The organism is Mesorhizobium opportunistum WSM2075, from assembly GCF_000176035.2.
GTDB classification, from domain to species: Bacteria; Pseudomonadota; Alphaproteobacteria; order Rhizobiales; family Rhizobiaceae; genus Mesorhizobium; species Mesorhizobium opportunistum.
Genome location: NC_015675.1, coordinates 2,108,488 through 2,121,581 on the forward strand (window position 1 = coordinate 2,108,488; position 13,094 = coordinate 2,121,581).

The window sequence follows — 13,094 nt, forward strand, 5'->3', positions numbered from 1 at the left end:
GACAGCGCACTGGCATCATTTTTCGTCCGATAGCGCCGCTGCGGTGACGTGGCAGGTTGTCGGACAAGAGGATTGCCGGTCTCAGTCAGTCGTCAAAGCGCGGAGTCGCGATGTCTGTCACAGGTGCGGGTCACAATGCGGATCTGATCGTCATCAATGGTCATGTGCTGACCATGGACGATGACAATCCCACCGCCGAGGCCGTTGCCGTCAAGGACGGCACCATCATCGCCATCGGCGGCCGTGCCTCCATCGAAGAGCTCAAAGGTCCGGTCACAAAGGTGATCGACGCCAAGGGCGGTTCGGTGATCCCGGGCTTCATCGAAGCCCACATGCATCTGTTCTCCGGCGGGGCCGAGCTCGCGCATCTTCAGCTTGGCGGTGTCCATGGCTTCGAGGCGTTGCAAAAGGCGATCCGCGACTATGCGCCGACACGGCCACATGCCACGATGCTGGTCGGGCAGGGCGTCGACTACACCGTGCTTGGCAGCGAGCGGGTGACGCGCCACCATCTCGACCAAATCCTGCCGGACCGGCCCTTCTGCATGGCTGCGCCCGACCATCACACGATGTGGGCCAACACCAGGGCGCTGGAGATGGCCGGCATCCTGCACGGACGCACGCTTGGTCCGGGCAACGAGATCGTCATGGGTGACGATGGGCTGGCAACGGGTGAATTGCGCGAGGGCGAGGCCTTCGGTCCGGTGCTCGACCTTGCCGGCGAGAGCCGGGTGCGGCTGGGGCTGGCGACAGGCGGCGAGCCGGACCCGATGCCGTCGGCGGAAGAACGCGCCGCCGACCGCGACATCATGCGGCGTGGGCTTGCCTGGTGCACGCGCCACGGCATCACCTCGATCCAGAACATGGACGGCAATCTCTACCAGCTCGAGCTGCTGGCCGAAATCGACGCCGCGGAAGGCTTGCCCTGCCGCGTCCAGATCCCGTTCCACTACAAGAATTTCATGACGCTCGACATGCTCGACAAGGCGTTCGTGATGAACGAGCGCTACAACAGCGAGTGGCTGTCTTCGGGCATGGTCAAGGTGTTCTACGACGGCGTGCTCGATTCCTGGACGGCGGTGATGGTCGAGCCTTATGCCGATCGCACCGACTGGGTCGGCGAGCCGCTGTTCACGCCGCAGCAGTTCATCGATCTGGCGGTTGCCGTCGACAAACGTGGACTGCAGATTGCCGTGCACTCGATCGGCGACGGCGCGGTCCGCGCCGTGCTCGACGGCTACGAGGCGGCGCAAAAAGCCAATGGCAAGCGCGACAGCCGGCATCGCGTCGAACATATCGAGGTCACAACCGCATCGGACGTGCCGCGCTTCGCCGAACTCGGTGTCATCGCCTCCATGCAGCCGCCGCATCCGCCCGGCGCCATGGATTTTCCGCTGGAGCCGACCGTGTCGCGCATCGGGCCGGCCCGTTGGCCGCTGAGCTATGCCTGGCGGACCTTGAAGAATGCCGGCGCGCATGTCGTGTTCGCATCGGACTGGCCGGTATCGCCGATCGATCCGATCCTGGGCATTCAAGCGGCAGTGATGCGCAAACCATGGGCAGAAAGCGACCCGGACCAGAGCTTCTCGCTGCATGAATCGCTTGCCGCCTACACGGTGGAGGGTGCCTATGCGGAGTTCGCCGAGCACCGCAAGGGTATGCTGAAACCAGGCTATTTGGCCGATCTGGTGGTTTTATCTGCCGATATCGAGAAGACGGCGCCGGCCAATCTGCACAGACTGCGGCCGGTGACGACGATCTGCGGCGGCAAGGTCACCTATCAGGCCTGACAATGGCATGCGGCTTGCTAGCCGAATGAATGACTACTGAACTGTGATTCAATGCCGGACTTGCCAACCTACCGGCCGTGTGGTCACATCCAACAGGGGAAAAACCTCGCCAGCAAGAGCGGGGTCAACAGTGAGGCGTATCGTGCCGGAAAAACCGGATCGGAATGCAATTGAAGTCGTAAACGTCAGTAAAATTTTCGGATCAGGGGAAGGGCAGGTCGCTGCCCTCGACACGGTCTCGGTAACCATCCGCGAAAACGAGTTCTTCACGCTGCTGGGACCATCCGGCTGCGGCAAGACCACGCTGCTGCGGCTGATCGCCGGCTTCGATTTTCCAACCGCCGGCGAGATCCTGCTTTACGGCCAGGACATCGCACCGTTGCCGCCCTTCAAGCGGCCGGTCAACACCGTCTTCCAGTCCTACGCGCTGTTTCCGCACATGACGGTGGCCGACAATATCGGCTTCGGCCTTGAAATGCTGGGCAAGCCCAAGGCCGAGATCAAGGCACGCGTCGCCGAGATGCTGAAGCTGGTCAAGATGGAAGCGCTGGCGGGCCGGCGCACCAGCCAGATCTCCGGCGGCCAGCAGCAGCGCGTGGCACTGGCCCGGGCGCTGGCGCCGCAGCCCAAAGTGCTGTTGCTCGACGAACCACTATCCGCACTCGACTACAAGCTGCGCAAGGAGATGCAGATCGAACTGAAGCGGCTGCAGCACGAGACCGGCATCACCTTCATCTTCGTCACCCACGACCAGGAAGAAGCGCTGACGATGTCGGACCGCATCGCGGTGATGTCGTCGGGCAAGATCCTGCAGGTCGGCTCGCCCTGGGACATTTACGACAAGCCGGCGGAACGCTTCGTCGCCGACTTCATCGGCGAAACCAACTTTCTCACCGCGGCGATAACGGGCATCGGCAACGGAAGGGCTCGCGCGACGCTCAAATCCGGCACGGCCATCGAGGCGACCATTGCCGAAGGCTTCCAGCCAAAGGACAACGCCACCGTGGTGGTGAGGCCCGAGCATGCCAAGCTGACGAGGGACAAGGGCGACCTCGCGGGCACGGTCGAAAACATCGTCTATTTCGGCACTGACACGCATATCCATGTCCAGCTCGACAGCGGCGAGGCCTTCACCGTGCGCCAGCAGAACACGCGCAGCGCCGGCTGCGGTTTCGAACGTGGCGACAAGGTCGGCATCATGATCGGCAACGACGCCGCGCAAGTGCTGAGGGACTGATGGCCACCGCGGAAGAAGTCGCCAAGGCAGCGGAGCGGCGCGATGTGCGTGACCGCTGGCTGTTGTCAGCACCGGCGCTGCTGGTCATTCTGTTTGCCGCGACCGGCCCGTTGCTGATCGTGCTTGTCTATTCGTTCCTGACGCCAGGCGCCTATGGCGACGTGAAATGGCAGTTCTCGTCCGACGCCTGGACATCGGTGCTGCTGGAGCGCGACATTTTCGACGATACGCTTTCGCTCGCGGCGGCGCATGTCACCATCTTTTGGCGTTCGATAAAGCTTGCGGTGGTGACGACGCTCGCGACCTTGGCGCTCGGTTTCCCGACCGCCTATTTCATGGCAACGCGCAGCGAAAAGACCAGGGATCTCTGGCTGTTCCTGATCACTATCCCGTTCTGGACCAACCTCCTGATCCGGACCTTCGCCGTGCTGCAGATCATTCGCAACGAAGGCATCATCAACACGATCCTCTTGAAGCTCGGCATCGTCTCGGCGCCGGTCCAGATCCTCTACACCGACACGGCGATCCTGGTCGGCATGGCCTATGTCTACCTGCCGCTGATGGTGCTGCCGATCTATGCCAGCATGGAGAAGCTCGATTTTCGTTTGGTCGAGGCGGGCTATGATCTCTACGCGACACGCTTCAAGGTGCTGCGCAAGATCATTTTCCCGCTGGTCAAACCCGGCGTCATCGCCGGCTCGATCCTGGTTTTCATCCCCGCACTTGGCGCCTATGTGACGCCGAGCGTGCTTGGCGGCGGCAAGAACATGATGCTGTCCAACCTGATCGAACTGCAGTTCGGCCAGGGCCGCAACTGGCCGCTCGGCTCGGCGCTGTCGATCACGGTGATGATCATCGTCATGGTGGCGCTGCTGGCGTATGTGCGCAATGCCGGCAAGTCGGGGGTGCGTCATGGCTGACAACTTCTCCATCAAGCACCAGCCGGGGTTCACGGCGATCGCCGCGACCTGCTTCGTCGTGCTCTATCTGCCCATCATGGTGCTGGTCATCTACGCCTTCAACGCGGCCAGCTCGACATCGGAATGGGGCGGGTTTTCGTTCAAATGGTTCCAGTCGGCGTACCAGAACACGCAGGTCATCGATGCGACGCTGCGATCCTTCCAGATCGGTTCCATCGCGGCGGTGCTTTCGACCATCTTCGCCACCATGGCCGCGCTCGCCACCACGCGCACGGCATCCTATCCCGGCCTCACCTTCAAATACGCGGCAATCAACCAGCCGCTGATGGTGCCCGAGATCGTCACCGGCGTGGCGCTGCTGATCTTCTTCTCGCGCATCAAGATCTTCACCGGCTATTCGGGGATAGGCTACCTGGTCGCCGCGCATACGGCGTTCTGCATTCCCTTCGCCTACCTGCCGATCCGGGCGCGGCTGGAGAATATGGACCTGACGCTGGAACGTGCCGCAGCCGACCTCTACGCGACGCCGTGGAAGACCTTCCGCCGCATCACGCTGCCGCTTTTGTGGCCCGGCATCCTGGCCGGACTGATGCTGGCCTTCGTCATCTCGCTCGATGACGTGGTCATCACCGAGTTCGTCAAATCGGGCGGCCAGGACACGCTGCCCACCTACATGCTCGGCCAGATCCGCCGCGGCATCACACCCGAGATCAACGCGATATCGACCGCTTTCCTGCTGCTTTCGGTCGCGATCGTCACGTTGTTTTTCTTCGTCAGCAGGAAACGAGACTGAAACCTGAAATGGGAGTTAGAACGATGAACTGGAAGACAACAGCGACCGCCATGGGGTTGGCGTTGCTCGCATCGACGGGGCTTGCCCGCGCCGAGGGCGTGCTCAACATCTACAATTGGGGCAACTACACCAGCCCCGACGTGATCAAGAAGTTCGAGGACAAATACAAGGTCAAGGTGACCATCACCGACTACGATTCCAACGACACCGCGCTTGCCAAGATTCGCCAGGGCGGCACCGGTTTCGACATCGCGGTTCCGTCGCAGACCTATGTGCCGATCTGGATCAAGGAAGGTCTCGTGCTGGAGACCGATCCAGGCAAGATGGAGAACTTCAAGAACGTGGCGCCGGAATGGGCCAATCCTGAATTCGACCCTGGCCGCAAATATTCCGTGCCATGGGCCTGGGGCACGATCGGCGTCGTCGTCAACACCGATGCCTACAAGGGCCCGGCCGACACGTGGGGTATTGTCTTCAACACGCCGGACGAACTGAAGGGCAAGGTCAATGTCGTCCCGGAAATGGGCGACGTCATCTTCGCGGCGATCAAATATGTCGGCGGCCAGCAGTGCACCGATGACAAGGCGGTGCTGAAGAAGGTGCGTGACCTCTTGGTGGCGGCCAAGCCGAACTGGATCGCCATGGAATACAACACCATCGAAAAGATGGGCGCCGGCGACTTCAAGGCAACCAGCGACTGGAACGGCTCGGCGCTGCGCCAGCGGCTGGCCAACCCGGCCATCCACTACAATTATCCGAAGGAAGGCTTTGGCCTGTGGAGCGACAACGTCGTCGTCCTCAAGGAAGCCAAGAACGTCGAAAACGCCAAGCTGTTCCAGAACTTCATCATGGATCCGGAAAACGCGGCTGGCCTCTCGGCCTTCCACCGCTATGCCAACGCCATCACCGGCTCGGACAAGTACATGCCGGCCGACATGAAGGACGCACCGGAAGTCGTCATTCCGGCCGACGCCAAGCCGAAAGGCGAATTCCAGAAGATGTGCCCGCCTGAAACGCAGGAACTCTACACCAAAATCTGGACCGAGCTGCAGAAGTAATCGCGACGCGACGGACCCGGCGGTACACGCCTCCGGGTCTTTTTTTTTGTTCCGGGAATGGCTTTCATGGACTCCTATCGCAACAGCGATCCGCGGCCGCCGATCATGCAAGGCTCGCCGCCGGCCATGGTGCCGCCGAAGCTCGACTGGGACAGGCCGCCATGGAACCGCTGGGCGTTCCAGCACATCAGGGAAATTCTGCCGACCGCCGAAGTCTGGCGCGGCAATGGGCATCGCCACCGCCTCGAACGCGCCGAGGTCGATCTCGACGGGCTGCCGGTCGAGGGCAGCGAGGGTCTGCCTTCGACGCTCGCCGGGCTGCTCGACGAGACCTACACGGATGGCATCCTGGTGCTCAAAAACGGCAAGGTCGCCTATGAGCGCTATTTCAACGGCATGGACGAGCGCACGCTGCATCTGTCGCAGTCGATGGCGAAGTCCGTCACCGGATCGGTGTTCGGCATATTGGCCGACCGTGGCCTGATCGATCCAGCCAAGGCGGTGACCGACTACCTGCCAGAGCTGAGGGCAACGGGATGGGCCGGGGCCAGCGTCCAGCATGTGCTGGACATGACCACGGGCGTGCGCTTCTCCGAGGAATACACCGACCGCTATTCCGACATCGGCCAGGTCGATGTCGCGACCGGCTGGAAGCCGGTGCCGCCAGGCAGCGATCCGGATTTTCGCTGGCCTTCGCACATGTTCGAACTGATCCTGGGCTTGAAGGACACAATCCGTCCGCACGGAGCGAAATTCGAGTACCGCTCGATCGAGACCGACGTGCTCGCCTTCATCATGGAACGGGTGACGGGCAAGCGGCTGGCGCAGCTGGTCTCGGAAGAACTTTGGCAAAAGCTCGGCGCCGACGAAAGCGCCTGCTTCACCGTCGACAGCGCCGGCTATGCGCTCGCCGATGGTGGTTTCAATGCAACGTTGCGCGACTATGGCCGCTTCGGCCAGATGATCCTCGGCAATGGCAGCGGCATCGTGCCGGCCGAATGGATCGAGACGACACGCAATGGCAGGCATGGCCCCGATTTTTCCGCCAGCCTGCCGGAAGGCAGCTACCGCAACCAGTTCTGGATCGAGGATCCCAGCTCGCGCGCGCTGATGTGCCGGGGCGTGTTCGGGCAGATGATCCATATCGACTGGAACACGGGAATGGTCGTGGTGAAGCTGTCGAGCTATCCGGACTTCAACAACCTCGCCTACTCCATGGCGACATTGAAGGCCGTGCATGCCATCGCCGCCGCGTTGAGCTGAGCCCCCCTAGACTCCAAGAGGAAACGCCATGACCGGTACGACCGTGTTCGAGACCCGCTACGGCTTCCGTCGCAACGAGGTGCTGCTCGCCAACTGGCGCGAGAGCCCGTTCAACCGATGGTCGTTCCAGAACCTCGGCGAACTGGTGCCGACGGCGCGCGTCACGGCGGCCGGGGGCATCGAGGCCCCGATGCAGGATCTCGGTGGCCTGCTTGGCGAAAAGGTCTCGGTCGCCAGCGCGCCGGAAACGGTGGCCGAATTTCTCGTCCGCTCCAGCACCGATGCGCTGACGGTGATGAAAGGCGGCAGGACCATTGGCGACTGGTTCGCGCCGCACATGGATTTCGGCGCCCGCCACATCATCTTCTCGATCAGCAAGTCGGTGACCGCCATCGTTGCCGGCATACTGGAAGCCGAGGGGGTGTTCGATCCGGAAGCGCCGGTGACGCACTACATTCCGGAAGCCGCCGGTTCGGCCTATGGCGATGCCAGCGCACGGCATGTGCTCGATATGAGCGTCAGTCTCGATTTCGAGGAAGCCTATCTCGATCCGGAAAGCGCCTTTGCCCGCTATCGCCGGGCGACGCTGTGGAACCCGGGCGGCGGCACCGAAAGCCTGCGCGAATTCATCCTGACCTTGCAGCGGCTGGCCGAGCCGCATGGCCAGACCTTCCGCTACCGTTCGCCCAATTCCGACCTGCTCGGCCTGCTGCTGGAGCGCGCCTCGGGCCAGCGCTTCAACGATCTGATGCGTGAGAAGCTCTGGCTGCCGCTCGGCGCCGTCAGCGAGGCTTCTATCGGCGTCGACATGGAAGGCACGGCACGCACCGCCGGCGGCATTTCGGTGACGCCGCGCGATCTGGCGCGCATCGGCGAATTGATGCGTCAGGGCGGGGTGGCCAATGGCCGGCGCATCGTGCCGGAGGCCTGGGTGCGCGACACGACCAGCACCGGCGGCAGTGCGGAAGCCTGGCAGCGCGGCGCCATGCTGCCACTGTTCCCTAGGGGGCGCTATCGCAACAAATGGTACCAGACCGGACACGAGAACGGCGCCTATTGCGGCATCGGCATCCATGGCCAGTGGCTCTATATCGACCCCAGGACCGAAGTGGTGATCGCCAAGATGTCGTCGCAGCCGGAGCCGGTCGACGATGCGCTCGATCTCGAGCTTGTGGCGTTTTTCGAAGCGCTGAGCCGGATGGTCTAAGCGCCTCCTGCCACCAAATTAGCGTGCGCTTTCCTGTGGACCCGCCGGGCTGACGAAAGCGCGGCGGTTGGCGGACCGGATGTCAGCGCCTATGGTCGCCGCTCTTTTCGAAGCGAGTGGGAATGACATGGCATCCGACATCAAGCGCATCGCAGCCATCATCGCGACCGAGATCGCCGCGCGGCCCGAGCAGGCGGCAGCGGCGATCGAACTGCTCGATGAGGGCGCTACTGTGCCGTTCGTTGCGCGCTACCGCAAGGAAGTGACCGGCGGGTTGGACGATACGCAGCTACGCGACCTTGCCGAGCGGCTCGCCTATCTGCGCGAACTCGATGCACGGCGTGACACGATCCTGGGCTCCATCCGAGAGCAGGGCAAGCTGACCGACGAACTCGAGGGCAAGATCATCGCCGCCGCCACCAAGGCGGAGCTGGAAGACATCTACCTGCCCTACAAGCCCAAGCGCCGCACCAAGGCCGAGATCGCCCGGGAGCGCGGGCTGGGGCCGCTGGCGGAGGCCATCCTCGCCGATCGTTCGCTCGTGCCTGCCGAACTGGCGCTGGCCTATGTCAGCCAAGAGGTGGCCGATGCCAAGACCGCATTGGAAGGCGCGCGCGACATCCTGTCGGAACAGTTCGCCGAAAATGCCGATCTGGTCGGCAAATTGCGGACCTACATGAAGGAACGCGCCTTTATGCGCGCCAGGGTGGTCGACGGCAAGCAGGAGGCCGGCGCGAAATTCTCCGACTATTTCGACCATGTCGAACGCTGGGCTAATGTGCCGAGCCACCGCGCGCTGGCCATGCTGCGTGGGCGCAATGAGGAGGTGCTGTCGCTCGATATCGAGGTCGATGCCGATGACACCTCGCCGGTGAAGCCGGTCGAGCGAATGGTCGCCAATGCCTATGCCATCGGCGGCAGCCTGCCGGGCGACCGCTGGCTGATGGAGGTCGCGGGCTGGACGTGGCGGATCAAGCTTTCGCTGCACCTGACGCTCGATCTGATGCGCGACCTGCGCGAACGGGCCGAGGAAGAGGCGATCCATGTCTTTGCCCGCAATCTGAAGGATTTGCTGCTCGCCGCGCCGGCTGGCTCACGGCCGACGATGGGGCTCGACCCCGGCATCCGCACCGGCGTCAAGGTGGCGGTGGTCGACGGCACCGGCAAGGTGCTGACGACGATGACCGTCTACCCGTTCCCGCCGAAGAACGATGTGAGGGGCACGCAGGCGGAACTCGCCAGGCTCGTTCGCCTGCACAAGGTCGAGCTGATTTCCATCGGTAACGGCACCGGCAGCCGCGAGACGGAGAAGCTGGTGGCGGATATGCTGTCCGACATGCCGTCGGATGGCGGGCCAAAGCCGCTCAAGGTGATCGTCAGCGAGGCGGGCGCCTCGGTCTATTCTGCATCGGCGACGGCGGCGGCTGAATTCCCCGGCCTCGACGTGTCGCTGCGCGGCGCGGTGTCGATCGCACGGCGGCTGCAGGATCCGCTCGCCGAACTGGTCAAGATCGAGCCGAAGTCGATCGGCGTCGGCCAGTACCAGCACGATGTCGACCAGTACCGGCTTGGCCGGTCGCTGGAAGCGGTGGTTGAGGACGCGGTCAACGCGGTCGGCGTCGATCTCAACACGGCTTCGGCGCCATTGCTGGCGCGGGTTTCGGGCCTTGGCGCATCGCTGGCCGATGCCATCGTCGCGCATCGCGACGCGACCGGCCCCTTTGCCAGCCGCAAGGATCTGCTGAAAGTGCCGCGGCTCGGACCTCGCGCGTTCGAACAGTCCGCCGGCTTCCTGCGTATTGCCAATGGCAGCGAGCCGCTCGATGCCTCCTCGGTGCATCCGGAAGCCTATGGCGTGGCCAAGAAGATCGTCGCCGCCTGTGGGCGGGATGTCCGCGCGCTGATGGGCGACAGCGCGGCGCTCAAGGCGCTCGACCCACGCGTCTTCGTCGACGAGCGTTTCGGCCTGCCGACGGTGCGCGACATCCTGGCCGAGCTGGAAAAGCCCGGCCGCGATCCGCGTCCCGGCTTCAAGACGGCGACCTTCGCCGAGGGCGTCGACGACATCAAGGATCTGAAGCCCGGCATGCTGCTGGAAGGCACCGTCACCAATGTCGCCGCCTTCGGCGCCTTCATCGATATCGGTGTCCACCAGGACGGGCTGGTGCATGTCTCGCAACTGGCCGACCGCTTCATCAAGGACGCGCATGAGGTGGTCAAGGCCGGCGACGTGGTCAAGGTGCGCGTCGTCGATGTCGACATCAAGCGCAAGCGCATCGCGCTCTCCATGCGCAAGGATGGCGGCGAGGGCGGCGCATCGAGAGGGCCACGCGACAATGGTGGCGGCAAGCCGGCGCCACGTTCGCCGCTGCCGCAGCGCCAGCCGGAACGGCCGGCCCAGCAAGGCGCGTTTGGCGCCGCGCTGGCGGATGCGCTGAAGCGGAAGTAGCTACCACGCCAGAACAGCCGGCTCCTTTTCGAGCTGGCCCAGCAGCCAGTCGCGGAAACTGGCGACGGGCATGTGGCCGCGCTTGCCGTGCGGGACGACGAGATAATAGGCGCTGCGGCTTTGCATGGGCTGGCCGGGTGCGGGCACGAGCTGACCGCGCTGCAATTCGCCGGCGATGAGGATCAGCGGCAACAACGCGACGCCGAGCCCTGCCATGCACGCTTGGGCGGCCGTGCCGAACTGCTCGAACTGCATGCCCGGTCCGGTCGGGGCGCTCAGGCCCTGGTGCTCGAACCATTCGGTCCAGGCGCCGGGTCGCGTCGCCATGTGCAGCAGCGGCAAGCGGCCAATATCGGCCGGCGTGGCAATGGCTCGGCCGGCGAGGAATTCCGGCGACACCACCGGCGCCACCGTCTCGCGCACCAGGAGCGTCGAGTCCGCCTCCGGCCAATCCGGCAGGCCGTAGTGGATGGCGGCGTCCAGCCTCTCCCGGGCGAAGTCGAAGCGGCCGACGCGGGTGACGAAGTTGATGGTGATATCGGGATTGTTCTCGACGAAATCGGGGATCATGGGCATCAGCCAGCGCGTGCCGAACGTCGGCAAGATGGCCAGGTTCAGGATGCCGCTATGTCGATTGCTCATCAATCCAAGGGCTGCGTCGCGCAACTGGCCGAGGGCCGAACGCACGGCGTCGGCATAGATTTCGCCGGCTGTCGACAGCCGGACATTGCGGCTGTCGCGCTCGAACAGCCGGCGGCCGAACTGGTCCTCGAGTACCCTGATCTGCCGACTGACCGCGCCCTGGGTCAGATCCAGTTCCTGCGCGGCGGCGGTGAAACTGCCAAGCCGGGCCACCGCCTCGAAGGCAGCAAGGGCGCTGGTGTTGGGCAAAAGGCGGCGCTGGGCACTCATGATCCATTCCTAACGCTCATTGATCGGTGAAGCAATTTCGTTTGATTTTTTGGGACCACGGGCCGATAAGCCGGACTTCACCCGTTTTGAGGATCAAGAAGCCATGGCCGCCGACAAGAATGCATTCGTCTGGGAAGACCCGTTCCTGATCGAGGGCCAGCTTTCGGAAGACGAGCGCATGGTGCGGGACGGCGCGGCGGCCTTTGCCGCCGACAAGCTCGCGCCACGCATCGAGGAAGCGTATCTCGAGGAAAAGACCGATGCCGGCATCTTTCGCGAGATGGGCGAGGCGGGTCTGCTCGGCATCACCATCCCCGAGGAATATGGCGGGCTCGGTGCCAACTATGTCACCTACGGGCTGGTCGCGCGGGAAGTCGAGCGTGTCGATTCCGGTTATCGTTCGATGATGTCTGTGCAGTCGTCGCTGGTTATGTATCCGATACACGCCTATGGCTCGGAGGCGCAGCGCAAGAAATACCTGCCGAAGCTGGCGTCGGGTGAATGGATCGGCTGCTTTGGCCTTACCGAGCCGGATGCCGGCTCGGACCCGGGCGGCATGAAGACGCGCGCCGAGAAGACCGCCGACGGTTACAAGCTCACCGGCTCCAAAATGTGGATTTCCAACGCGCCGATCGCAGACGTGTTCGTCGTCTGGGCGAAGTTGAAGGGTGACAACGGCAAGGACGAGATCCGCGGCTTCGTGCTGGAAAAGGGCATGAAGGGGCTGTCGGCGCCGAAGATCGGCGGCAAGCTGTCGCTGCGCGCGTCGATCACCGGCGAGGTGGTGATGGAAGGCGTCGAGGTCGGCGAGGACGCATTGCTGCCCAACGCCAAGGGCCTTGGTGGCCCGTTCGGCTGCCTCAACCGGGCGCGCTACGGCATTTCCTGGGGCGCCATGGGCGCCGCCGAGGATTGCTGGCACCGGGCGCGCCAATATGGCCTCGACCGCAAGCAGTTCGGCAAGCCGCTCGCCGGCACGCAGTTGTTCCAGAAGAAGCTCGCCGACATGCAGACCGAGATCGCGCTTGGCCTGCAGGGCTCGCTCAGGGTTGGGCGGCTAATGGATGAAGGCAAGATGGCGCCGGAGATGATCTCGATCGTAAAGCGCAACAATTGCGGCAAGGCGCTCGACATCGCTCGCCAGGCCCGCGACATGCACGGCGGCAACGGCATCCAGATCGGCTACCACGTCATGCGCCACGCGCAGAATTTGGAGACGGTCAACACCTATGAGGGCACACATGACGTGCATGCGCTCATCCTGGGACGGGCACAGACCGGGATACAGGCGTTTTTCTGAGCCGGTCAGCACCATGTTACCAAAGGCCGCGCGATTGAGGGCCGCCTTCCCCCACTCCGTCTCGGCTTCGCCGAGCCACCTCTCCCCCCTCCGGAGGGAGAGGAAGGGAGCCAGCCGGAATAGGTTCGCGCCTTTCCTCTACCCGATCGGGGGAGAGGTGGCTCG

10 protein-coding genes are annotated in these 13,094 nt (G+C 63.7%); 9 read left to right on the forward strand and 1 reads right to left on the reverse strand.

Going from position 1 to position 13,094, the window contains the following annotated elements; genetic code table 11:
* The first annotated feature begins 110 nt into the window (after window positions 1–110).
* From MESOP_RS10110 to MESOP_RS10145, 8 genes are all read left to right on the forward strand, one after another.
* Window positions 111–1,790 (forward strand): amidohydrolase, encoded by a 1,680-nt coding sequence (locus tag MESOP_RS10110; RefSeq protein WP_013893233.1) that lies wholly within the window; start codon window positions 111–113, stop codon window positions 1,788–1,790.
* Window positions 1,791–1,932: 142 nt separating this feature from the next.
* Window positions 1,933–3,027 (forward strand): ABC transporter ATP-binding protein, encoded by a 1,095-nt coding sequence (locus tag MESOP_RS10115; RefSeq protein ID WP_013893234.1) that lies wholly within the window; start codon window positions 1,933–1,935, stop codon window positions 3,025–3,027.
* Complete coding sequence (locus tag MESOP_RS10120) at window positions 3,027–3,947, forward strand: ABC transporter permease (protein WP_013893235.1); 921 nt, start codon at window positions 3,027–3,029, stop codon at window positions 3,945–3,947. Before MESOP_RS10115 ends, MESOP_RS10120 begins: the two co-directional genes overlap by 1 nt.
* The gene (locus MESOP_RS10125; protein ID WP_013893236.1) at window positions 3,940–4,740 is read left to right on the forward strand and encodes an ABC transporter permease; all 801 of its coding nucleotides are present in this window, start codon (window positions 3,940–3,942) and stop codon (window positions 4,738–4,740) included. The genes MESOP_RS10120 and MESOP_RS10125 overlap by 8 nt, the downstream gene beginning before the upstream one ends.
* A gap of 23 nt (window positions 4,741–4,763) precedes the next feature.
* Window positions 4,764–5,798, forward strand: a complete 1,035-nt coding sequence (locus MESOP_RS10130; RefSeq protein WP_013893237.1) for an ABC transporter substrate-binding protein — start codon at window positions 4,764–4,766, stop codon at window positions 5,796–5,798.
* A gap of 66 nt (window positions 5,799–5,864) precedes the next feature.
* Entirely contained in the window at window positions 5,865–7,061 is a 1,197-nt protein-coding gene (locus MESOP_RS10135; protein WP_013893238.1) for a serine hydrolase domain-containing protein, read from the forward strand.
* 28 nt (window positions 7,062–7,089) lie between these two features.
* Window positions 7,090–8,268 carry a serine hydrolase domain-containing protein gene (locus MESOP_RS10140; protein ID WP_013893239.1) on the forward strand — a complete coding sequence of 393 codons (1,179 nt, stop codon included), beginning with the start codon at window positions 7,090–7,092 and terminating at the stop codon, window positions 8,266–8,268.
* A gap of 127 nt (window positions 8,269–8,395) precedes the next feature.
* Window positions 8,396–10,717, forward strand: coding sequence for a Tex family protein (locus MESOP_RS10145; protein WP_013893240.1), 2,322 nt, complete (start codon window positions 8,396–8,398; stop codon window positions 10,715–10,717).
* Here MESOP_RS10145 and MESOP_RS10150 read toward each other — a convergent pair whose 3' ends face one another.
* Window positions 10,718–11,629 carry a LysR family transcriptional regulator gene (locus tag MESOP_RS10150; protein WP_013893241.1) on the reverse strand — a complete coding sequence of 304 codons (912 nt, stop codon included), beginning with the start codon at window positions 11,627–11,629 and terminating at the stop codon, window positions 10,718–10,720.
* 103 nt (window positions 11,630–11,732) lie between these two features.
* Between MESOP_RS10150 and MESOP_RS10155 the strand changes: the two genes are divergently transcribed.
* Window positions 11,733–12,929 (forward strand): acyl-CoA dehydrogenase, encoded by a 1,197-nt coding sequence (locus MESOP_RS10155; RefSeq protein ID WP_013893242.1) that lies wholly within the window; start codon window positions 11,733–11,735, stop codon window positions 12,927–12,929.
* Window positions 12,930–13,094 lie beyond the last annotated feature (165 nt).